The organism is Comamonas sp. w2-DMI (genome assembly GCF_040187735.1).
GTDB lineage: Bacteria > Pseudomonadota > Gammaproteobacteria > Burkholderiales > Burkholderiaceae_C > Comamonas > Comamonas terrae.
This window is the reverse complement of sequence record NZ_JBANEL010000024.1, coordinates 39,461-60,987: the sequence shown is the minus strand read 5'-3', so window position 1 is coordinate 60,987 and position 21,527 is coordinate 39,461. Positions and strand designations below refer to the sequence as shown.

At 68.0% G+C, this 21,527-nt stretch carries 17 protein-coding genes; 11 read left to right on the top strand and 6 right to left on the bottom strand.

Annotation, left to right across the window (positions count from 1 at the left end; translation table 11 throughout):
* Positions 1–164: 164 nt before the first annotated feature.
* The 4 genes from mobA to V8Z74_RS20995 form a co-directional block, all read right to left on the bottom strand.
* Positions 165–866 (bottom strand): molybdenum cofactor guanylyltransferase MobA, encoded by a 702-nt coding sequence (gene mobA / locus V8Z74_RS21010; RefSeq protein WP_349711020.1) that lies wholly within the window; start codon positions 864–866, stop codon positions 165–167.
* A gap of 27 nt (positions 867–893) precedes the next feature.
* Positions 894–2,030 (bottom strand): GTP 3',8-cyclase MoaA, encoded by a 1,137-nt coding sequence (moaA, locus tag V8Z74_RS21005; RefSeq protein ID WP_066480425.1) that lies wholly within the window; start codon positions 2,028–2,030, stop codon positions 894–896.
* An 81-nt stretch (positions 2,031–2,111) separates the two neighbouring features.
* Positions 2,112–2,708, bottom strand: coding sequence for a DUF2889 domain-containing protein (locus tag V8Z74_RS21000; protein ID WP_349711019.1), 597 nt, complete (start codon positions 2,706–2,708; stop codon positions 2,112–2,114).
* Positions 2,709–2,981: 273 nt separating this feature from the next.
* On the bottom strand, positions 2,982–3,785 hold the full coding sequence (locus tag V8Z74_RS20995) for a Crp/Fnr family transcriptional regulator (RefSeq protein WP_174522940.1): 804 nt from the start codon (positions 3,783–3,785) through the stop codon (positions 2,982–2,984).
* A gap of 89 nt (positions 3,786–3,874) precedes the next feature.
* Between V8Z74_RS20995 and V8Z74_RS20990 the strand changes: the two genes are divergently transcribed.
* The 4 genes from V8Z74_RS20990 to V8Z74_RS20975 all read left to right on the top strand — a co-directional run bounded on the left by V8Z74_RS20990 (position 3,875) and on the right by V8Z74_RS20975 (position 9,199).
* The gene (locus V8Z74_RS20990) at positions 3,875–4,399 is read left to right on the top strand and encodes an Mpo1 family 2-hydroxy fatty acid dioxygenase (RefSeq protein ID WP_349711017.1); all 525 of its coding nucleotides are present in this window, start codon (positions 3,875–3,877) and stop codon (positions 4,397–4,399) included.
* Positions 4,400–4,588: 189 nt separating this feature from the next.
* On the top strand, positions 4,589–5,116 hold the full coding sequence (gene ppa / locus V8Z74_RS20985) for an inorganic diphosphatase (protein ID WP_349711016.1): 528 nt from the start codon (positions 4,589–4,591) through the stop codon (positions 5,114–5,116).
* Positions 5,117–5,325: 209 nt separating this feature from the next.
* The gene (locus V8Z74_RS20980) at positions 5,326–7,113 is read left to right on the top strand and encodes a methyl-accepting chemotaxis protein (protein WP_349711015.1); all 1,788 of its coding nucleotides are present in this window, start codon (positions 5,326–5,328) and stop codon (positions 7,111–7,113) included.
* 310 nt (positions 7,114–7,423) lie between these two features.
* Positions 7,424–9,199: a methyl-accepting chemotaxis protein gene (locus V8Z74_RS20975; protein ID WP_349711014.1), complete on the top strand. Its 1,776-nt coding sequence runs from the start codon at positions 7,424–7,426 to the stop codon at positions 9,197–9,199.
* Positions 9,200–9,280: 81 nt separating this feature from the next.
* Here the strand turns inward: V8Z74_RS20975 and V8Z74_RS20970 are convergent, their stop codons facing one another.
* On the bottom strand, positions 9,281–11,287 hold the full coding sequence (locus V8Z74_RS20970; protein WP_349711013.1) for a peptidase U32 family protein: 2,007 nt from the start codon (positions 11,285–11,287) through the stop codon (positions 9,281–9,283).
* 374 nt (positions 11,288–11,661) lie between these two features.
* Here V8Z74_RS20970 and V8Z74_RS20965 point away from each other — a divergent pair, with 374 nt between their 5' ends.
* From V8Z74_RS20965 to V8Z74_RS20940, 6 genes are all read left to right on the top strand, one after another.
* Complete coding sequence (locus V8Z74_RS20965; RefSeq protein WP_066480434.1) at positions 11,662–12,876, top strand: branched-chain amino acid ABC transporter substrate-binding protein; 1,215 nt, start codon at positions 11,662–11,664, stop codon at positions 12,874–12,876.
* Positions 12,877–12,969: 93 nt separating this feature from the next.
* Entirely contained in the window at positions 12,970–14,361 is a 1,392-nt protein-coding gene (gene tadA, locus V8Z74_RS20960) for a tRNA adenosine(34) deaminase TadA (protein ID WP_349711012.1), read from the top strand.
* Positions 14,362–14,621: 260 nt separating this feature from the next.
* Positions 14,622–15,617, top strand: coding sequence for an LD-carboxypeptidase (locus V8Z74_RS20955; RefSeq protein ID WP_349711034.1), 996 nt, complete (start codon positions 14,622–14,624; stop codon positions 15,615–15,617).
* Positions 15,618–15,749: 132 nt separating this feature from the next.
* Positions 15,750–16,214, top strand: a complete 465-nt coding sequence (locus tag V8Z74_RS20950) for a hypothetical protein (protein WP_349711011.1) — start codon at positions 15,750–15,752, stop codon at positions 16,212–16,214.
* Positions 16,211–17,998: a hypothetical protein gene (locus V8Z74_RS20945; protein WP_349711010.1), complete on the top strand. Its 1,788-nt coding sequence runs from the start codon at positions 16,211–16,213 to the stop codon at positions 17,996–17,998. Before V8Z74_RS20950 ends, V8Z74_RS20945 begins: the two co-directional genes overlap by 4 nt.
* 85 nt (positions 17,999–18,083) lie before the next feature.
* A complete protein-coding gene (locus V8Z74_RS20940) occupies positions 18,084–18,332 on the top strand; it encodes a hypothetical protein (RefSeq protein ID WP_349711008.1) in 249 nt (82 codons plus the stop codon).
* A 48-nt stretch (positions 18,333–18,380) separates the two neighbouring features.
* Here the strand turns inward: V8Z74_RS20940 and V8Z74_RS20935 are convergent, their stop codons facing one another.
* On the bottom strand, positions 18,381–18,773 hold the full coding sequence (locus V8Z74_RS20935) for a hypothetical protein (protein WP_349711007.1): 393 nt from the start codon (positions 18,771–18,773) through the stop codon (positions 18,381–18,383).
* A gap of 202 nt (positions 18,774–18,975) precedes the next feature.
* Here V8Z74_RS20935 and V8Z74_RS20930 point away from each other — a divergent pair, with 202 nt between their 5' ends.
* The gene (locus V8Z74_RS20930; protein ID WP_349711006.1) at positions 18,976–21,519 is read left to right on the top strand and encodes a penicillin acylase family protein; all 2,544 of its coding nucleotides are present in this window, start codon (positions 18,976–18,978) and stop codon (positions 21,517–21,519) included.
* The last annotated feature ends 8 nt before the right edge of the window (positions 21,520–21,527 follow it).

Below are 21,527 nucleotides of genomic sequence, written 5' to 3'. Positions count from 1 at the left end.
CAAAACAGGAATCAGGTCGACAGCTGCGCAAACCGCATGCAGGCCGGCCGCCGGCTTGTGGCGCGGCCGCCGTGCATGTTGCAGCGCAAGCTCGGCAGACGCCTCGTTGCGGCAATCCGCGTTCCTGAAGGAATGCGGATGCGGGGCCGAGGCAGGAAAGCCCTTCAGTCTAGCAACGGACGCAGCGGTTCCTGGCCGCAAGGCCGCACATGGCGCTCCAGATCATGCAGCTCGTCCAGCGTATTGGCGTTGGCGAATGCATGGCGCTCGCCTGCCCGGTCAAAGCGTGCGGCCACACAGCGGTGACCTGCCGTCCAGGCATCGATCTTGCGGCCACCGTCCCGCACAAAGGCCTGCAGGCTGCTCCTGAGCGCAGCGCGCAGCAGGCAGAACACGGGCTGGGCACGCATTTCGGCAACGGCATCGGGCGGGGCGGACGGCGAGATTTCCCGGCCATGGGCCACCACGATGTCCGCCTCGCCCCGGGCTGCTTCCACGGCCTGGGCCATGCGCGCCACAAGATCCGGGGGGAACAGCGGCGTGTCGCAGGGCACGCAGGCCAGCCAGTCGGTACGGCAGTGCGTCAGCCCGCTCAGAAAGCCCGCCAGGGGGCCGGGGTAGCCCGGCTCTTCATCGGGCCAGACGGCCGCGCTCCAGGGGGCGCCGAGTTCGGCATAGCGGTCGGCATGGCGGTTGGCATTGATCAGCAGGCCGCCCACCTGGGGTGCGAGGCGCTCCAGTGCATGGACCACCAGCGGCCGGCCCTGGAAAAGCTGCAGGCCCTTGTCCACTCCGCCCATGCGCGCGCCGCGGCCGCCGGCCAGCACGCAGCCGGTGATGTCCTGGGGCGATGGCAGGGCGGGCATGGAGAAAAAGAGGGCGCCAGGCGAGGCTCAGCCGCCGATATAGCTCATCTCGATGCGCCGCGCCGAAGGCGCATGGCTGGGCGGCAGCTCGCTGCGCAGCTGGGAATAGCGGTCGTCGCGCTGTTGCCAGATGGGGGCGATGGCTGCGGCAATCTCCTCGTCGCTGGCGCCGTTGCGCAGCAGGCTGCGCAGGTCCCAGCCCTGGGTGGCGAACAGGCACAGATAGAGCTGGCCTTCCGTGGACAGGCGCGCACGGTTGCAGTCGCCGCAGAATGCGTGGGTCACGCTGCTGATGACACCGATCTCGCCCAGCGAAGGGTCGTGCCGGCCCAGCGCATCGGCATAGCCCCAGCGCACCGCGGTCTCGCCGCGCGCCGTGGCCTCCAGCGGCACCAGCGGCAGCTGCGTGCGCAGGCGTGCGATGAGTTCGTCGGACGGCAGCACCTCGTCCATGCGCCAGCCGTTGGTCGCTCCCACGTCCATGTATTCGATGAAGCGCAGCGCAATGCCCGTGCCCTGGAAATAGCGGGCCATGGGCAGGATCTGGTCGTCGTTGGTGCCGCGCTTGACCACCATGTTGACCTTGAGGTTGTCCAGCCCTGCGGCCTGGGCCGCCTCAATGCCGGCCAGAACCTGGGAGACGGGAAAGTCTACGTCGTTCATGCGGCGGAACACCGCATCGTCCAGGCCGTCGAGGCTGACCGTCACGCGGTTCAGGCCCGCGTCCTTGAGCGCGCGTGCCTTGCGGGCCAGCAGCGAGGCATTGGTGGTCAGCGTCAGGTCCAGCGGCTGGCCGTCGGGCGTGCGCAGCTGGGCCAGTTGCTCCACCAGGCGCTCCACATGCTTGCGCAGCAGCGGCTCGCCGCCGGTCAGGCGGATCTTGCGCACGCCGTGCGCGACGAACAGGCGCGCCAGGCGCGTGATCTCTTCGAAGCTCAGCAGCGAGCTGTGCGGCAGGTACTGGTAGTTCTTGTCGAAGACTTCCTTGGGCATGCAGTAGTTGCAGCGGAAGTTGCAGCGGTCGGTGACGCTGATGCGCAAGTCGTGCAAGGGACGCCCCCACCGGTCCTGCAGCAGGCCCGTGGGCGCCTGCAGGAGGGAAGGGACGACCGCCGCACGCGAGGCGGCGCGCTCGTCGACCAGGGGAATCACACGTTCTGCCATGTTTCCGATTGTGCCCCAATGCCTTTGTCCGGGCAGGCGGCAGGTTTGAGCCGAGGCACCGGATCCTGGCGCTCTAAGCCTTCATTCCGTGCCGGCCGGCTGCGCGGAGCGGGCTTCGGCGGGAAGGGGCTGGCGCTGCAGCGGCTGCCAGCCGGCGAACTGCGGGTAGTAGCGTGCAACGCCCGGGCCGTTGAAGTCCCAGCCCAGGCATTGGCCCAGGTGGCGGGGCGGCTCGCTGCGGTCGGAGGACTGAAAGGCGCCATGCACGGACTGGAAGGCGGCCGTGGCCATGTTGAACAGCAGCTCGCGCATGTGCGTGCAGCCGGCCACGCTGCCGAGGTTTTCGTTGATGGCCTTGCGCCATCCGCGCGCCATGCAGCAGCCCACCATCTTCTGCATGGACAGCGTGGCCTGCGGGCAGTGCTCCAGGGGATGGCTGTCCATTACCGCCTCGATGGCATGGACCACCAGCTTGGCATCCACGGTGGCGCGTATCCACATGTGGTGGATGGGCGTGTGCGCGGGCACCTTGCGCCCGCCATGCAGCTCGATGTCGTGGGTCTTCTGGTCGACGAGCTCGCCTTCTATGTCCCACAGCCCGTCTTCTCGTGCATAGCTGCGGTAGCGCACATCGCGCATGTGCTGGGGCGTGCGGTTGGGGATGGGGGTCAGGGGCATGGGGTATCCGTTGTCGTTTGATGTCTTGCAGCGCGCCCCGGAAAAGCGCAGGGCGTACAAAGGCGCTGGGCGGCGAAAGCCTGTACGGGCGCGCGCCAGGAAGCGCTGCAGATTGGAATTGTCAAAGCCCGCAGCGGCCTGTCCAGCACTTTTTTGACAGGTGAAGCCATGGCGCGCGGTGGCGCGGCCTGCTGCCGGAGCCGCCAATTATCCCGGGCTTTTGATCCTGGGCCTTGGGCCAGCGCAGGCTTGCAGCCGGGCAGGTCGCAGCCGTCAAGACGACTTGCGCGGCGTGGCAATGCCGGGCAGGCCCTGGTGCGCGGCGGTGCGCAGGCCGGCCAGGTCCAGCACTTCCAGCTTGCTGCGCCGCAGCTGAAGCCAGCCGGCCTGCTGCAGCTCCTGCAGGATCTGGTTGGTGGTCTGGCGCGACAGGCCCAGCATGCGGGCCAGTTGCTCCTGCGAGACCGCGAGTTCCCGGCGCGAGCACTGGCCTTCGGTCCACTGGTCGTAGCTTTGCGCCATCTGCACGAGCCGGTGGGCCAGGCGCTGGGGGGCGGGCAACACGGTCTGCTCTTCCAGTGCGATCAGGCTGGCGCGCAGCTTGTCGGTCAGCAGCAGGGCCAGATGCTGCCAGTACTGCGGGTGCTCGGCCAGCCAATCGCGCAGCGGCTGGTGGGGAACATGCAGCAGCAGGCAGGCGGTGCTGGCATAGGCGTCATGGGTGCGGGCCGCCTCGTCGAACAGTGCGATCTCGCCCAGCCACATCGGCGCTTCCACCAGGGCCAGCAGGGCGGTGCGGGTCTGCTCGCCCAATGCTGCGGTGCCGGAAATCGTCAGCGCTCCGCGCGCCACGGCATAGAGCCCGCAGGGCGGGTCGCCGCGGCGAAACAGCCACTGGCCGGCCGCCAGATGGAGCGGGCGGGCCAGCGCGCGCAACTGCCCGGCCAGCTCCGGCGGCAGGCCCTGGAACCATCGACCGGTCTGCACAATGGCCCAGGGGTCGGTTTTCACGGAAGCACGGCTCTGGCGCGGCGCCGAGGGCAATCCCGCGCCGCCGGCCAGGGCCGTTGACTGCATGTTGTGAAGCTGTTGTGTCGGTTGCATGACAGACGCAGCATTGCAGGCTGCACCACCATGGTCAGACAAGCCTTCCTGGAGACAAAAGCATGAAAACCCTAGTCGACCAATTGGCGCAGTACGCCGGCTACCACCGCGACCCGCGCAACATCCTCACGCATTACGTGGGCGTGCCCATGATCATGCTGGCCGTGGTCATCCTGCTGTCGCGCGTGCAACTGGCGGATCGGGCCGTGGCCGGCATTCCCTGCTCTTTGGCCCTGCTCGCGGCGCTGGCCGCCACGGCCTATTACTGCCTGCTGGACTGGCGCTATGGACTGGCCATGGCGCTGGTGCAGCTGGCCATGCTGGCATTGGCGGCTCCGATTGCGGCACAGGCTGCCCCGGCCTGGCTGGGTTGGGGGCTGGGCCTGTTTGCCGTGGGCTGGGTGATCCAGTTCATAGGCCACTACTACGAAGGGCGCAAGCCGGCCTTCTTCGACGATGTGCTGGGTCTGGTGATAGGCCCGCTCTTCGTGCTGGCCGAGCTGGGCTTTGCGCTGGGCCTGCGCAAGCCGGTGCAGGAGCAGATCGAGCAGCGCAGCGGCCCCGTGCGGCGCCGGCAGCTTGCCTGAGATATCGGTTTGATAGCTGAGAACGCAGGACCAGAAAGCGTTTTAAGCGTTTTTGCTGCGGTTTTTCTGAAGGCGAGGGAATGAAAGAGCCGGCGCCACCGGACGCATCTTGGCGGCTGTAATGCCGGCGTTAGGGTCCTGCGCCTAAAATCGCGGACTGGTTTTTCCATTTATCTCATTCCTACCATCATGGCTCTCGACAAAGTTACCCCTGGCAAGAACGCTCCCGAAACCTTCAACGTCGTGATCGAGATCTCGGCCAATGCAGCTCCCGTGAAGTACGAAGTGGACAAGGAGTCCGGCTGCGTGTTCGTGGACCGTTTCCTGGGCACAGCCATGCATTACCCGGTGAACTACGGCTATGTGCCCCAGACGCTGTCGGGCGACGGCGACCCGGTGGACGTACTGGTCATGACGCCCTTCCCCCTGCCCAGCGGCGTGGTCGTGCCTTGCCGTGCCATCGGCATCCTGGAGATGGAAGACGAATCCGGCGTGGACGGCAAGGTGCTGGCCGTGCCCACCCAGAAGCTGCTGCCGGCCTACGACAAGATCAACACGCTGGACGACATCCATGAGCTGACGCTCAAGCAGATCGCTCACTTCTTCGAGCACTACAAGGATCTGGAAAAGGGCAAGTGGGTCAAGGTGCTGGGCTGGAAGGGCGTGGAAGAGGCCAAGAAGGAAGTGGTCGACGGCATCGCCAACTACAAAGGCTGATCGGCGTCAGTCACAACTCTTTCACCGCTGTCGCGTGGCTACGCATGCGGCAGGCAGGCGATACAATTTGAAACGCACTTTGCCACGGCAGGGTGCGTTTTTTTTGTGCTCGAAAAAAGCCTCAATGACCGGCATGTCCATGCCGATGATGGAGCTGACAGCCACAGTGCGGCATATGCGTTAAACGCGGCAAGCGAGGAGGAGACAGCATGGAATGGAAGATTTCGAACTGGCGCATAGGCAGCAGGCTGGGCATCAGCTTTCTGGTCATCGTGCTGCTCTCGGCCCTGCTGGGTTTTGTGGCCTGGATGCAGCTGACGCGCATCCAGCACACGGCTGAGACGCTGGCGGAGGTGACGCTGCCCAGCATCTACAACACCGCGTCCATGCGTTCGGAATACAACCGCCTGCGCCGGCACGAAGCCGGCATTGCCTCGGCCCGGGCGCTGGTGGAGATCGAAGGCTACGAAAAGCAGATCCAGGAGCGCCTGAAGACCATTGCCGAGCAGGAAAAGACCGTGGAGCGGCTGATTGCCGGCGAGGCCCTGCAGGCCGCCTATGCGGACTACCAGCGCTACAAGGCCGAGTTCTTCAAGCTGCACAGCCAGCTGCTGGCGCGTGCGCGCGACGGCAACTACAACACCGTGGAGGACCAGGCGGCCATGGCCGACGAGCTGGGCCTGTTCTTTGCGGGCGAATCCGAAAGCGCCTTCAGCCGCCTGGCCGAAAGCACGGGCAAGCTGGTGAACGCGCAGCTGGCGGCTGCGGACCGCGTGGAGCAGGACGGCAAGTCGGCCTATGCCGGAGCGCATTACTGGATCGGCGGCACGCTGATCCTGGTGATTGCAATGGCCGCCGTGGTCGGAATCGCCATGACCCGGGCCGTCACGGTGCCCATTGCCCAGGCGGTGCAGGTCGCGCAGGACGTGGCGGCAGGCCAGCTGCAAAAGCCCATCCGCAACCAGCGGCGGGACGAGACCGGCCTGCTGCTCAATGCGCTCGAGGACATGCGGCGCCAGCTCTCGTCCGTGGTGCAGGAAGTGCGGACCAATGCGCAGGGCGTGGCCCTGGCTTCGCGGGAAATCGCCCAGGGCAATGCCGACCTTTCGGCACGTACCGAAAGCCAGGCCAGCGCGCTGGAGCAGACGGCAGCCTCCATGGAGCAGCTCGGCTCCACCGTGCGCCTGAACGCCGACAACGCCCAGACGGCCAACCAGATGGCCCGCAACGCTTCCGAGGTGGCCGCACGCGGCGGCGATGTGGTGGCGCAGGTCGTGGACACCATGAAGGGCATCAACCACAGCAGCCGCCAGATTGCCGACATCATCGGCGTGATCGACTCGATCGCCTTCCAGACCAACATCCTGGCGCTGAATGCGGCCGTCGAAGCGGCCCGCGCCGGCGAGCAGGGGCGCGGCTTTGCCGTGGTGGCTGCCGAGGTGCGTACCCTGGCCCAGCGCAGCGCCGAGGCGGCCAAGGAGATCAAGGGCCTGATCACCACCAGCGTGGAACGCGTGGACCAGGGCACCGGGCTGGTGGACAAGGCGGGCGAGACCATGGCCGAGATCGTCAGCGCCATCGGCCGGGTGACGGACATCATGGGCGAGATCAGTGCCGCCAGCAGCGAGCAGAGCCAGGGCGTGGCCCAGGTGGGCGAAGCCGTGGCCCAGATGGACCAGGCCACCCAGCAGAATGCGGCCCTGGTGGAGGAAAGCGCCGCAGCGGCCGATGCGCTGCAGCGCCAGGCACAGGCCATGGTGGCTTCGGTGGCTGTCTTCGTGGTGGAGGGGTCCGAGGGGTCCACGCCGGCGCAGGCCTTCTCGCGTCAGCCATCGCTGGAGCAGACCTCCCGGGCCGCGGCCGTGCCCGCAAAGGCCGGCCATGTGGCTGCTTCAAAGCCCGTATCCCCGCCCGCCCTGGCCGGCGGCAAGAGCCGCTCGGCGCCCGAGCCGGTGAAGGTGGCCGCGCAGGAAAGCAGCGACTGGGAGCAGTTCTGAGCCGCAAACGGCAAACCGGCTCCAGCCTGGCACGCACAGGCGACCCTTCCGAAGCAAGCCCTCGCGGCTTGCTTTTCTTTTTTCCGCTTGTCCCCGGCGTATCAGGGCTTTCCAGAGGCTCTGCTGCCAGACGGCTTTTCCCTGGAAATGCCTGGTTAACATGGTCTTTTGTTCGCTTCCAATTTCTCTACAGGAATACGCGGCGCAGCCGAAATCCCTGGCAAGACGGGGCCGGCGCCGGAACTGAAGCCATCCATTGCCGGCACCCTGTCAAGCAAACCAGCACCGGATAAAACTTGGGAGTGACTCAATGAAAGACATGAAGATATCGACCCGCATCGCGGGCACGTTCGGGGTACTGGTCTTGCTGCTGCTTTCCGTGGTGGCGCTTGCCGTGTTCCAGCTCAAAACCATGCGGGAAAGTTCCGAAACCATTACGGACAACGCATTGCCCAGCGTGGAAATCATCAACATCATCAATGCGGAGCTGCTGCGTGTCCGCCTGGCGGAATTGCGGCATGTGTACAACACCGATGCCGCCTATCTGGCGGACATGGAGAAGCAGTACGACCAGCTGCAGGTGCGTCTGGCTGAAGAAAAGCGCGTCTATGAGCCATTGATCTCCTCGGAAGCCGAACGCCAGCTCTACAACCAGTTTCTGCAAGAGCGCGAAAACTATGTGGCAATCAACAAGAAGCTGTTCGAGCTTTCGCGTGCCGGGGAAAAGGAAAAGGCGCTCGCCCTGCTCAACGGGGAATCGCTCAAGCTGTTCAATGACTCGTCCAGCACGCTGGTCAAGCTCATCAAGCTCAACAGCGATGTGGCCAAGGAGGAAACCCGCAGCTCCGAGCAGGTCTATGTCCGTGCGCTGTGGGTCGAGTCGGTTGCCGCCGCGCTGGCGGTTGCCCTGGCCGTCATTGCCGCTGTCTGGCTGGTTCGCGGCATCCGCGGGCCCCTGGCCCAGGCGGTTCGGGCAGCCGACCATGTGGCCGATGGCGATCTGAGCAGCGAGATCCATGTGCAGCGCCGTGACGAGACCGGCCAGCTGCTGCTGGCGCTGGAGCGCATGCGCTCCAGCCTGGTGCAGACGGTACGCACCGTGCGCCAGAATGCGGAAGGCGTGGCTTCGGCCAGCGCCCAGATCGCCTCGGGCAATGCCGACCTGTCCAGCCGCACGGAAGAGCAGGCCAGCGCCTTGGAGGAGACCGCGGCCTCCATGGAGGAACTCGGCTCCACCGTGCGCCAGAACGCCGACAACGCGCGCGCGGCCAACCAGCTTGCGGTGAATGCCTCCCAGGTGGCCGAGCAGGGTGGTGCCGTCGTGGCCCAGGTGGTGGACACCATGAAGGGCATCAACCACAGCAGCCATCAGATTGCCGACATCATCAACGTCATTGACTCCATCGCCTTCCAGACCAACATCCTGGCCCTGAATGCCGCCGTCGAAGCGGCGCGCGCCGGCGAGCAGGGGCGCGGCTTTGCCGTGGTGGCCGGCGAGGTGCGCACCCTGGCCCAGCGCAGCGCCGAGGCGGCCAAGGAGATCAAGCGGCTGATCACCACCAGCGTGGAACGCGTGGAGCAGGGCACGCAGCTGGTGGACAAGGCCGGCGCCACCATGGGCGAGATTGTTTCGGCCATCCGCCGGGTGACGGACATCATGGGCGAGATCAGCGCGGCCAGCAGCGAGCAGAGCCAGGGCGTGGCCCAGGTGGGCGAAGCCGTGACCCAGATGGACCAGACCACCCAGCAGAATGCGGCCCTGGTGGAGGAAAGCGCCGCGGCGGCCGGCGCGCTGCGCAAGCAGGCTCAGGATCTGGTCAGTGCGGTGGTGGTCTTCAAGCTGCCCGCCGGTGCGGTGCAGGAGACGGGGCCCTCAGCTGCGGTGCGCAGGTCCATGCCGGCACCAGTGCCTGCGGGAGAGCGCACGCCCAAGCCGGCCTCCATGGGCGGCGGCTCTGCGGTGCCTGCACCGCGCAAGGCGGACAAGCCTGCGGCGCCGGCCAAGGCGCCTGCGCTGGGCAATGCCCCGACCAAGGCAGCCGGCGACAGCGCACGTGCGCAGGAAGACGACTGGGAGACTTTCTGAACGGTTTCCAACGCCGGCCACGTAGGACTGGCAAATAAAAAAGCGCTGCCTTGCAGCGCTTTTCTCATGGGCCGGCCGTGGTCAGGCCTTGACGCCCGGCACGGGCCGCGTGCGGTAGAACTGCATCGGGAATTCCTGCATCTCCTTGAGGTGCTGGTTCATCACCGACTTCTTCATCTTGCCCACCACGTGCATCTCGCAGGGCTTGCAGTCGAAGCGCAGCGTGAGCTTTTCCTTGCCGTTGATCAGCTGCAGCGGCTCGGCCTTGATCGTGCCCTTGACGCCGATCACGCCCTTGGCCTGCTTGGGGCACAGGCTCATCGAGAAGCGCACGCAGTGCTTGGTGATCATCAGCGAGACTTCGCCTTCCTCTTCCTTGCTCTCGTAGGCGGCGTCGATCACCTTCACGCCGTGCTTCACGTAGAAGTCGTGCGCCTTGTGGTTGAACACATTGGCCAGGTAGGTCAGCGTGTCCTCGGGGAAGGGGACCGGCGGCTCCACGGGTTGGGCGCGCGGCAGGCGCACGAACCCCTTGGCGCGCGCCTCTTCAAGCGCGGCCACGGCATCGCGGCGCAGCTGGTTCAGCGCCGAGGCGGGCACGAACCAGGGCTGCGACAGCTGCAGGCTGATGTCGTTGACGGCAAACACCGTGGCACCGAAACGGCCCAGCTGCTCGCGCAGCGAGGCCTCGGCCTTGGCGGCGTCGGTGGCCGCCTGGTGCGGCAGGGCGATGGCGGCGCTGCCGGTGAATCCGTCCTCGTCGGTCAGCGTCAGCGCAAAGCCGTCTGCCGTTTCCTTGAGTTCGGCCCACAGGCCGATGCGGCGGTCGCTGGATTTCTTCTCCAGCGTGCGCACCCAGTCCATGTCGCGGTTGCGGTTGATCTCCAGGCCCTTGCGCAGGTCCTTGAACTCGGCGACCTCGTTCTTGGGGAAGACGCGCCAGATGCCCTTCTTCGCATTCACGCTTTCAGCGCGGTTGATGTGCACGCCCACCAGTTCCTTTTGCAGATCGTAGTAGCACAGGCCGTCGCCGTTGTGCAGCACGGCGGCCTTGTCGCTCACTTCGAGCTCGAACCACTTGTCGCCGACCTGCGTGACCCAGCCTATGGCGCGGCCCGGTGTCTTGGGCGTGTCGAAGGCGCCGATGTCGTCCTTGCGGCCGTTGACGAAGTAGTCGGTGAACTCGCGGTTGAAGTTCTGGTCCGGATCGGGCTCGAAGGTGAAGGTGGTGCGTCCCGACGACGAGCGCGCCAGCGGCGCGTCCGAGAACTCGCGCTCCTCGATGATCTCGTCCAGCAGCTTGCGGTAATGGGCCGTGATGTTCTTCACATAGCCCATGTCCTTGTAGCGGCCCTCGATCTTGAAGCTGCGCACGCCGGCGTCGATCAGCGCGCGCAGGTTGTCGCTCTGGTTGTTGTCCTTCATCGACAGCACGTGCTTTTCGTGCGCGATGATGCGGCCGCTGGCGTCCATCACCTCGTAGGGCAGGCGGCAGGCCTGGTTGCAGTCGCCGCGGTTGGCGCTGCGGCCGGTGTGGGCGTGGCTGATGAAGCACTGGCCCGAATAGGCCACGCACAGCGCGCCGTGCACGAAGAACTCGATGGTGGTGCGCGCCGGGTCGGTGGCTGCACGGATGGCGGCGATCTGGCGCAGGTCCAGCTCGCGTGCGATCACGATCTGCGACAGGCCCGCGTCCTGCAGGAAGCGCGCCTTCTCGGGCGTGCGGATGTCGGTCTGCGTGCTGGCATGCAGCTGGATCGGCGGAAGGTCCAGCTCCAGCAAACCCATGTCCTGGATGATGAGCGCATCGGCCCCGGCCTCGTAGACCTGCCAGGCCATCTTGCGGGCATCCTCCAGCTCGTCGTCGCGCAGGATGGTGTTGAGCGTGATGAAGATGCGGCTGCCGAAGCGGTGGGCATGCTGGATCAGGCGCTCCAGGTCGCGAATGTCGTTGCCCGCCGTGGCGCGCGCACCAAAGGCCGGGCCGCCGATATAGACGGCGTCGGCGCCATGGTTGACGGCTTCAATGCCGATATCGGCGTCGCGGGCCGGAGAGAGCAGTTCGAGCTGGTGGGGCAGGAGGGACATAGGGGTGCAATTATCGCCGGGCCGTGAATCGGCTGCCTGCGCCGGGATATGGCGCGGCGTATCGCGCGGCGGCAGGGCTGCCGCAGGGGCGTGGATGCAAAGGGTTGCAAAATGCCTACCTGGCGCATCGCCATGGCTGACGGCGCAGCCTTTCAACTGCCGTCACAATGCGCAGGGCCGGCCGCGCCGTCCCTGGTGCGGGTAGCGCCCGGCCTTTGCCCCTGCGCTGCGGCGCCATCGTGCCGGCGCCGCCAGGCGTCGCGCCTGCACCCGCATGCGAGCCGTTTGCCGCGCGGCCGCCGTTGTTGCGGTCCAGCCCGCATGGGCAGGAGGGCGCGGCTTGCATCCATTGAAACCACTGCTAAGGAGTAGGCATGTCATTTGCGCTTTCCCCCCATTTCCTGCGTCGTCTTGCACTGCCGGGCGCCTGCCTGGCGCTTGCGCTGGCAGCCGGGGCAGGGGCGCAGGCCGCCGCACCAGAGGAAGGCCCGGGCGGCAGGAGCGGCCCGGACGCTCCGCTGGTGGTGCGCATTGCCCATGGCGGGCCGCTGTCGGGGCCGATCGCGCATCTGGGCAAGGACGAGGAAAACGGCGTGCGCATGGCCATCGAGGAACTCAATGCCCGCAATCTGAAGATCGGCGGCTATCCCGTGCAATGGCGGCTGGAGGCCGGGGACGACGCCGGCGATCCGGGCCGTGCGGCCTCGCTGGCGCGCATGTTCTGCGACAAGAAGGTGGCCGGCGTGGTCGGCCATCTGCAGTCGGGCACCACGCTGCCTGCGGCCAGGATCTACAACGAGTGCGGCATTCCCAACATCACGCCGGCGGCCAGCAATCCGGCCATCACGCAGGCCGGCTATGACGACACCTTCCGTCTCGTCGCCAGCGACGGGGCCATGGTCGATGCGCTGCTCGACCATGCGGTCAAGACGCTGGGCGTGCGGCGCGTGGCCATCATCGACGACCGCACTGCCTACGGCCAGGGCATCGTCAAGCTGTTCGAGGATGCGGCGCGCGAGCGCGACGTGCAGATCGTGGACAAGCAGTACACCAGCGACAAGGCCACGCAGTTCTCCTCGCTTCTCACCGCCATCAAGAGCCACAACCCCGATGCGATCTTCTTCGGCGGGCTGGATGCCCAGGCCGGCCCGATACTGCGCCAGATGGCGCAGTTGTCCATGAACAACATCCGTTTTCTCGGCGGCGATGCGCAGTGCACCGAGCGCCTGCCCTCGCTGGCCGACAAGGCGCCCACGCTCAGGAACGTCACCTGCGTGGTCGGCGGCAGCTCGGTGCAGAACATGCCCGGCGGCCCGGCCTGGAAGCAGCGCTACGACAAGCGCTTTCCCGGCCAGTATCAAGTCTTCAGCCCCTATGCGTACGACGCCACCATGGTGCTGGCCCAGGCCATGCTGCAGGCCGACTCCATTCAGCCCGAAGCTTATCTGCCCCGGCTGCGCGGCATCCATTACGAAGGCGTGACGGCCACCATCTCCTTCGACTCCCAGGGCGAGCTGGAAACGCCCGCAGTCACGGTGTACGGCTATGCAACGGGCGAGCGCAAGCAGGTGCACCTGTCCGGCCGCTGACATGGGGACGGTGCTGGAGAAAATGAACGAAAAAGCCTGCTAACGCAGGATCAGCAAGCGCAGGCAGCTATGGTTTTGAAAGAATCGGCGGCGATGGATGCCACACCGGACGGGGCAAGGCATGCACATTTCATGCAGCAGGCCCTGCAGGAGGCGCGCGCCGCTGCGCAGCAGGGCGAGGTGCCGGTCGGCGCCGTCGTGGTGCTGGACGGTGCGGTGATCGGGCGCGGGCGCAACGGTCCGGTGGCCCGCCACGACCCCACGGCCCATGCCGAGGTGCTGGCGCTGCGCGAGGCCGCGCAGCATCTGGGCAATTACCGGCTGGAGGACTGCACGCTCTACGTCACGCTGGAGCCCTGTGCCATGTGCAGCGGCGCCGTGCTGCATGCGCGCGTCAGGCGCGTGGTCTACGGCGCGGCCGAGCCCAGGACCGGCGCGGCCGGGTCGGTGCTCGACGTGTTCGGCTACCCGCAGATCAACCACCAGACCGAGGTGGTGCGTGGCGTGCTGGAAGCCGAATGCGCGGCGCTGATGGCGGACTTCTTTCGCCGGCGGCGCCTGGAGAACAAGGCGCGCGAGCGGCTGCTGGAGCCCCATCCTCTCAAGGACACGGCCTTGCGCAGCAGTGCCCAGGCATTCGCGGAACTGCCCGGCTGGCCCTGGCAGCCCCAATGGCGCAGCGACCTGCCTGCATTGGCCGGCCTGCGCATGGCCGTGGTGGACCAGGGCCCGCAGGATGCCGCGATGACCTGGCTGTGCCTGCATGGCAGCCCGGCCTGGGGATATGCGTTCCGCCACGAGATCGCCGCCTGGACGGCCGCAGGCCACCGCGTGGTGGTGCCCGACCTGCTGGGCTTCGGCCGCAGCGACAGGCCCAAGAAGGACAAGGCCCACAGTGCGGCCTGGCATGTCGAGGTGCTGGCCGAGCTGGTACAGGCCCTGGATTTGCACGGGCTGGTGCTGGTCGGGCACGGCGATGGTGCACGCCTGGGCCTGGCCGTGGCCGCACGCATGCCGCAGCGCTTTCGCGGCGCCTGGCTGGTGGACGCATGGCCCCTGGCCGGCCAGCCGGAAAAGCGCCGCCAGTGGTACGAGCAGGCCGCGCGCAAGCCTGGCTGGAGCGTGGGCGAGGCGCTGCTGGCTTGGGAGGGGCGGGCCGGCAATGCCGCGGAGCGGCAGGCCTGGGATGCCCCGTTCGCCGAACCCGGCCATCGCGCCGCGCTCAGGGCCTGGCCACGCGTGCAGGCCGAATTGCCGGCCGTGCCCGCGTCGCTGCTGGCCCAATGGGCCGGACGGCAGCGGCTGTGGCTGCAGTCCGGCGCCGGCAGGCTGGTGGCGCAATCGCAGTGGCAGGACGCATGGCTGCAGGCCGTACCCGAGCTTGCCCGCCATGCGGGGGTATGGCTGCTAAACCGCAGCGTGGCGGCGGTTCCTGCGGCTGCGCAAGACATGGCGCGCCGCGCTGTGGAATACTTTGCGGCATAGCCCTGGCCCCGCGCCGTGTTCATGAATGCATGGAGCGGGTGCAGGGCCTTCATCTTCTTCGGAGTCCACGGATTCCCAACCCACCACGGAGCATGCGGGCCATCCGCCCGCATGGACAGGTTTTGGCAACTACGCGCAAATCCGCCGGCAAGAAACAGGCGCCGGCCGCAGCCCAGCACGATCACCAGCACTTTGCAGCACACGGCTGCGCCACGCAAGGCTGCACGCATGACCACGGCCATGCCGAAGCCCGCGACCATGTGCATGCGGCCGACGGCAGCTGCTGCGACCATGACCACAGCCACGGCCCCAAGCACATCTACATCTATTCGCCTTCGGGGGCCGTGCGCGACAAGGCCGCCTTCCGGCGCGGCGTGCAGCGCCTGCAGACCCTGGGCCATGACGTGGAGGTGGACCCCGATGCACTGAGCAGCCAGCAGCGCTTTGCGGGCGACGATGCCACGCGCCTGGCTGCCATCCACCGCGCGGCCGCCAGCGGCGCCGACGTGGCGCTGATCAGCCGCGGCGGCTACGGCCTCACGCGCATCCTGCCCGGCATCAAGTACAAGGCCGTGGCCAAGGCCATTGCCAAGGGCACGCAGTTCGTGGGCCTGAGCGATTTCACGGCCTTCCAGCTGGCCATGCTGGCCCAGACAGGCGCCACCACCTGGGCCGGCCCGGCGCTGAATGCCGATTTCGGCGTGGATGCGAAGGATGGCGGCGAAGTGGACGACATCATGCTCGACTGCTTCGAGGACCTGCTCAGCGGCCAGGGCGAAGGCGCGGGCTGGCAGATGCCCAGGATCGGCGAGCTGCCCAACGGCAAGCCGCAGCTCAAGGACTTCTACGTGCCCGGCGGCGCCACGCTGTGGGGGGGCAACCTGGCCGTTCTGGTCTCGCTGCTGGGCACGCCGTACTTTCCGCAGATCGAGGGCGGCATCCTGTTCCTGGAGGACGTGGGCGAGCATCCCTACCGCATCGAGCGCATGCTCACCCAGCTGCTGCTTTCGGGCGTGCTGGCCAGGCAGAAAGCCATCGTCTTCGGCCAGTTCACCGAGTTCAAGCTCGGCAGCCACGACAAGGGCTTCAAGCTGCAGACCGTGATCGACTGGCTGCGCATGCAGGTCAGGCGCCCCGTGCTGCAGGGCTTGCCCTTCGGCCATGTGCCGACCAAGGTGCTGCTGCCCGTGGGTGCGCAGGTATCGCTGTCGGTGGAGGGGCGCGATGCCTTGATCTACTGGGGGCATGGGCATTGAGCCCCCTGGGGGCGGCTTTCCCTGGAGAGGGCGACATCGTTGCGACGAGGCGGCCTTCGCTCGAGGTGCGGGAGGCGGGGCGCCATTTACAGCTTTTTGTGCCATCGATGACCGAGACAAGGATTCGCAAGCATGGGTAAGGCCGCATTGCAATGGACCGAGGACATGCTGGCCCTGCTGGGCCGCGAAAAGGATGCCGTGCTGGCCCAGCGCTGGGGCACGACGGCCAAGACCGTCAATCTCAAGCGCAATGCGCTGGGCATTCCCGCCTTCGGGCATTTCCGTTGGTCCGCTGAGGCGCTGGCCCTGCTGGGCCAGGCGTCCGATGCCGAAGTGGCCGCGCAGCTGGGCCTGAGCAAGGCCAGCGTGGTGGCCAAGCGCAGCGAGCTGGGCATTGACCCGGCTTCGGGCCGCGGTGCCGGATTCGCCTGGACGGCCGAGGCCGTGGCCTTGCTGGGCACGGCATCGGATGCGAAGGTGGCCGAACAGCTGGGCCTGAGCCGCCTGACGGTCTACAACGCGCGCATGGCCCGTGGCATTGCGGCCGCATCGCGCGGGGCCGGCAAGGTCTCCAGCTCCCGCGCCGACACGCCATGAATGCCGAGCGGGCCGCATGGGTACGCACCGTGCTGCCTGGCTGGCTGTGGCTGCTGGCGCTGTGGGGCGCCAGCCACTGGTTGACCCGTATGCCGCCCTGGGCCTGGCTGCTGGCCGTCGTGGCGCTGGCCCTGTTGCCGGCCTGGGGGCTGTGGCTGGCCTTCATGCTGCGCAAGCAGTTGCTCTACATGCAGTTCGCGCCGCAGGGCCGGCTGGGGCGGTGGCTGTCCGGCGGCTGGTGGCCGGCCTGCAAGGCATCGGTGCTGGCCCTGCTGCTGGCCGGTGCGGCGCTGTGGCAGTCATGGTTTCTGGCGCCCTGGGAATGGGCGCTGCTGGCGGCCGCGCCTGGGCTCCATGCCCTGCTGGGTACCTGGCTGCAGCAGCGGCTGGCGTCCGAATTTTCACAGCCCGCCTATGCCTGGGCCTGGAGCCAGCGCGCGGCCCGGGTGCTGCTGGTGGCCGTGCCGGGCGCCCTGTGGCTGCTGTGCATGGCCGGCGATGCGGACTGGGGCAGGGCCCTGGCGCCGGGCATGGAGCCGGCGGCGCTCGATGCGGCGATCGTGTCCATACGCCAGTCGCCCTCGGGCCTGGTGCGCTGGGGGCTGGATGCGCTGCTGACCCTGCAGGTGGCGGGCGGAGCCCTGGCCGACCTGCCCCGGGCCCCGGCGCTGCGCCTGCTGCTGCTCGCGCTGTTCGGGCCCGTGGGCATGCTGCTGTGCCTGGGCTGCGTGCTGCAAGGCGCGGCAGGCTCTCGGGCCGTCCGTCGCCATGCGTGGCAGCAAGCCCGCTGCGCGAATGAAAGGCGTGGCAAGGCCGCCTTGGCGGGCCTGGTTGCGGTGCTGGCGATCGCCATTGCAATGCAGCTCACTGCCAGCGTGGACGGGCTGCTGCGCGCGCATGAAAGCCCGCTGGCCCTGCAGCGCCTGCCCGAATGCGAGCGCATCGGCCTGCAGCTGTATCGCCCGGGCACGCTGGAGGCCACGCGCGCCCAGGCCCTGCAGGCACTGGGCCGCATGCAGGGCGGCCAGGCGCTGTGCACGGGCATGGAAGATATGCGCGGGCAGCTGGATGCCGCCGTGGAGCGCTACCTGGACTGGTATTTCAGCCTGGGCGCCGAATGGGGGCGCATCCTCAGCCTGCTGGCCGGCGGGACCGATGCCTTCTTGCAGAACAGGCTGGCCCGGACATTGAGCGATACGCCGGGGCTGGACGCCTGGATGCAGGCCGTGCAGCAGCAGGCTACGCGCAGCGGCCAGGCCCTGGATGCGGGCCGCCAGCGCATCGAGGAGACGCTGGCGCGCCACCACCTGGCGCTGGATGCAAGCCAGTGCATTGTGCGGGCCGATGTGCCGCAGCTGCCCGCGCTCGGCCTGCTGGGCGATGCGCGGCAGCGCCTGGCCGCGAGCGCCGTGGCGGGCACGGGAGCCGGCGCCTTTGCCGCCGTGGTGGTCGGCAAGGCCATGGCCAAGGCGTCGATGAAGGCTGCCAGCAAGGTGCTGGCCAAGGCCGCCGCCAAGCAGGGCCTGGGCAAGGCCGGATCGGCCGCAGCCGGTGCCGCGCTGGGTTCGGTGGTGCCCGGCGTGGGCACGGCTGCCGGAGCCGTGGCCGGCGCGGTGGCCGGTGTCCTGATCGGCGTGGGCCTGGACTGGGCTGCGCTCTATGCCGAGGAACGGCTGACGCGCGACGCCATGCGCGCCGACCTGCAGGCGGCCCTGGGCGCGCAGCTGCAGGCCCTGGGAGATGCGCTGGGCTGCGATGCCGGTCGGGGCGCGGATGGGCGTTAGCCGCACTGCTTTCACGGTCCAAGGCGACCGTGTAGGCTTGCGGCTGTGTGCTGGCTAATGTGCTGCTTATCCGGGGAGTTGGAGCATGACGGATTCATCCATTCAGACCGCGGTCCGCAAGATCGTCTACATCATGGTGGTGGAGCAGGGCCTGCGCGCAGGCGAGGGCATGTCGCCGAAACTGCTGGCCATGGACCTGGACCGCCACGGCATCTCGGGCCAGGACCAGCAGGCGGCGCTGGATCTGGCGCTGCGCGAAGGCTGGCTGCAGAAAGGGCCTCTGGACGAGATCCAGCTGACGGACGAAGGCTTCGACATGGATTTCTCCCAATAGCGGGGCCAGGGAGCGCCGGGCAGCGCAGCTGCCTGCGCCCATTGCCGGCTATTCCAGATAGACGCCTTTTTCCTTCTTGCGCGCGCGCATGCCGGTGCGCAGGAACAGCTCGGTACCACCCTGCACGGCCAGCGGCTGCCTGGCGCCCGCGGCCAGATGGGCGTCCACGCGCTCGTCCCATTCGGCCAGCAGCGACTCGATGGCTTCGCGCTCGGCCGCATCCAGCTGCGGATGGCGGTGCAGAAAATCCTGCAGGTATTCCTGCGCGTCATGCGCCAGGGCATCGCGCGTGGTGGCCAGCGAGATATAGCTGACGGCATCGTCCTCGCCCTTGCGCCCCGGCGTGCGCGTGCCCAGCAGATAGCAGCCTATGTAGTCGCCGCGGGTCCGGCCCACAGGCGGATCCTGGCTGAGTTTCTTGAGCAGACTGAACGGCCACATGAATCAATACCTCGTCAATTCCTTGCGGCTGGCGCGGCACCGCCGGCGCCAGCCCTGTTCCTGATGGTTGCAGCCGCATGGCCGCGCCGGGTGGGCATTGTCGCGCACCGGCCACGGCATGCGAGCCAGCGGCCGCGGCGCTGTGCTAGAACTGCGCATTCGCCACAGGCGGGATGGCAGACAACAAGCAAAGGACAGGGCCATGGGAGACGGCAGGAGCAAACAACAGGGGCGCTGGCTGCGGCGGGGGCTCAACGCATCGGCCGTGGCCGTGGGCCTGGCCCTGCTGGCGGGCAGTGTGGCGGCGGTCTATGGCATCAGTGCGCAGCCCCAGCTCGACGGGCAGCAGATCCTGATGGGGCTGCACGATCAGGCCTGGGTACGGCGCGATGCGGCCGATGTCACGCATGTCCGGGCGGCCAGTCCGCAGGATGCCTGGCGCACGCTGGGCTTTGTCCATGCACAGGAGCGCGGCTGGCAGCTGGAGTTCAACCGGCGGCTGATGCAGGGGCGCCTGTCCGAGATCCTGGGGCCGGCCACGCTGGAGCTGGACAAGCTCATGCGCACGCTCGACATCCACGCTGCGGCACGGCGCCAATACCATGCGCTGCCGGCTTCGGTGCAGGAGGCGCTGGGCGCATACAGCGAAGGCATCGCCGCTTTCTACGCGGGGCGCAGCCAGGCCGTGGCGCCGGAGTTCGCGCTGCTGGGCACCAGGCCGGGCGGCGGCCACGGCTCGGCCTGGGAGCCCGAGGATTGCGTGGGCTGGGCACTGATGATGGCGCTGGACCTGGGTGGCAACTGGGGCAACGAGTTCGCGCGCCTCAACCTGCTGCAGGTGCTCAGCACCGAGCAGCTGTGGCAGCTGATGCCGGCCTACCCGGGCGAGCCGCCGGCCACCGCCACCGACCTGGCGGCGCTGTACCGGGGCCTGGGTGTCTACCGCGAGGCCGTGCCTGGAAAAACGGCGCAGGCCTGGCCGGCGCCGCCGGCCGCCGCCGTCCGGACGGCGCTGGCGCAATGGGCTGCCGCCGCAGTGCAGGACATGGGCACGAACGACGGCAAGGGCAGCAACAACTGGGTGGTTGCCGGCAGCCGCACCAGCAGCGGCAAGCCCTTGCTGGCCAACGACCCGCACCTGGGCCTGAGCGTGCCGGCCATCTGGTATTTCGCGCACCTGCAGGCGCCCGGCGGCAAGGCCGCGGACGGCACGGAGCTGGCCGCGCTCGACGTGGCCGGCGCCACCTTGCCCGGCATGCCGTTCGTGGTGCTGGGCCGCACCCGGGAAGTGGCCTGGGGCTTTACGAATACCAACCCCGATGTGCAGGACCTGTACCTGGAGCAGATCGACCCCGGCGACGCCGGTCGCTACCGCACGCCGGGCGGCTGGGAAAGATTCGTGGAGCGCGAGGAGATCTTCAAGGTCAAGGGCCAGCCGGACGTGAAGCTCACGCTGCGCAGCACGCGCCACGGCCCGGTGATCAGCGATGCGCAGGCCCAGTACGCCCAGGTCATCGATACGCGCAGGTATGCGCTGGCCCTGCGCTGGGCGGCGCTGGACACCGACAACCGCACGGTGGAGGCCGGCTTCAAGGCCAACGGCGCACGCACGGTGCAGGAGCTGTTCGAGGCCTTCTCCATCTACCACTCGCCCATGCAGAGCATCGTGGCGGCCGACGTGCAGGGCCATATCGGCTTCAAGGCCGCGGGCAAGGTGCCGGTGCGCGCCGCCGACAACGATCTGCGCGGCGTGGCGCCCGCGCCGGGCTGGGATGCGCGCTACGACTGGCAGGGCTGGCTGGCCTACGAGCAGACGCCGCAGGACGACGGCTCGGCGCGGGGCTTCGTGGCCACGGCCAACCAGCGCGTGACGGCGCCGGGCTATGCGCATTTCCTGACCCAGGACTGGAGCCTGCCGTACCGCCACCAGCGCATAGAGCAGCTGCTGTCGGCCGGCGACCGGCATGACGCGGACAGCATGGCCGCCATACAAAACGATGTGCAGTCGCTGGCGACGCGGGCTCTGCTGCCCGGGCTGCTGTCTGCCGTGCGCGGCGTACCGAGCCGCCATGCGCTGGCGCCGCAGGCGCTGGCCCTGCTGGAAGGCTTTGACGGGCACATGGACAAGAACCGCGCCGAGCCGCTGATCTTCGCGGTCTGGGTCGACGAGCTCACGCGCGGCATCGTCATCCCGCGCATCGGCGAACAGCGCTTTGCCATGACCTACGGCAAGCGCGACTACCGCGCGGGCATCGAAGGCATTCTGGCGCGCAACGATGCCTGGTGGTGCGCGCCCATGAGCTGCGCGCAGCAGGCGGCCGCCGCCCTCACCCGCACGCTGGAGCGGCTGCAGGCCCTGTACGGCCCCGACATGGGCCGCTGGCGCTGGGGGCGGGCGCACCCGGCGCTCAGCGTCCACCGGCCGTTCGGCGGCGCGGCGCTGCTGGCGCCCGTGTTCGATGTCCGCGTGGCATCCAGCGGCGACAGCTACACCGTGAACGTGGGCCAGTACCTGCCTGGCGATGCCAAGGGCCCGTTCGTGAACCGGCATGCGCCTTCGCTGCGCGCCATCTACGATCTGGCGGACCTGGAGTCCTCGCGCTTCATCTACCAGACCGGGCAGAGCGGGCTGGCCTTTTCGCCGCGCTATGCCGACATGCGCGACGAATGGGCCGAAGGCCGCTACCGCCCGCTGCGGGTGGAGCCCGGCCGCTGGGTGCACAGCCTGAAGCTGGTGCCGCAGTGAGGCGGCCA

Excerpts from the sequence above, each read along its gene's own strand:
- moaA (WP_066480425.1), bottom strand. The coding sequence starts at position 2,030 with ATGGCAGAACGTGTGATTCCCCTGGTCGACGAGCGCGCCGCCTCGCGT.
- V8Z74_RS21000 (WP_349711019.1), bottom strand. The coding sequence starts at position 2,708 with ATGCCCCTGACCCCCATCCCCAACCGCACGCCCCAGCACATGCGCGAT.
- V8Z74_RS20990 (WP_349711017.1), top strand. The coding sequence starts at position 3,875 with ATGAAAACCCTAGTCGACCAATTGGCGCAGTACGCCGGCTACCACCGC.
- V8Z74_RS20965 (WP_066480434.1), top strand. The coding sequence starts at position 11,662 with ATGTCATTTGCGCTTTCCCCCCATTTCCTGCGTCGTCTTGCACTGCCG.
- V8Z74_RS20950 (WP_349711011.1), top strand. The coding sequence starts at position 15,750 with ATGGGTAAGGCCGCATTGCAATGGACCGAGGACATGCTGGCCCTGCTG.
- V8Z74_RS20935 (WP_349711007.1), bottom strand. The coding sequence starts at position 18,773 with ATGTGGCCGTTCAGTCTGCTCAAGAAACTCAGCCAGGATCCGCCTGTG.
- ppa (WP_349711016.1), top strand. The coding sequence starts at position 4,589 with ATGGCTCTCGACAAAGTTACCCCTGGCAAGAACGCTCCCGAAACCTTC.
- V8Z74_RS20945 (WP_349711010.1), top strand. The coding sequence starts at position 16,211 with ATGAATGCCGAGCGGGCCGCATGGGTACGCACCGTGCTGCCTGGCTGG.
- mobA (WP_349711020.1), bottom strand. The coding sequence starts at position 866 with ATGCCCGCCCTGCCATCGCCCCAGGACATCACCGGCTGCGTGCTGGCC.
- V8Z74_RS20940 (WP_349711008.1), top strand. The coding sequence starts at position 18,084 with ATGACGGATTCATCCATTCAGACCGCGGTCCGCAAGATCGTCTACATC.
- tadA (WP_349711012.1), top strand. The coding sequence starts at position 12,970 with ATGGATGCCACACCGGACGGGGCAAGGCATGCACATTTCATGCAGCAG.
- V8Z74_RS20930 (WP_349711006.1), top strand. The coding sequence starts at position 18,976 with ATGGGAGACGGCAGGAGCAAACAACAGGGGCGCTGGCTGCGGCGGGGG.
- V8Z74_RS20980 (WP_349711015.1), top strand. The coding sequence starts at position 5,326 with ATGGAATGGAAGATTTCGAACTGGCGCATAGGCAGCAGGCTGGGCATC.
- V8Z74_RS20995 (WP_174522940.1), bottom strand. The coding sequence starts at position 3,785 with ATGCAGTCAACGGCCCTGGCCGGCGGCGCGGGATTGCCCTCGGCGCCG.
- V8Z74_RS20970 (WP_349711013.1), bottom strand. The coding sequence starts at position 11,287 with ATGTCCCTCCTGCCCCACCAGCTCGAACTGCTCTCTCCGGCCCGCGAC.
- V8Z74_RS20975 (WP_349711014.1), top strand. The coding sequence starts at position 7,424 with ATGAAAGACATGAAGATATCGACCCGCATCGCGGGCACGTTCGGGGTA.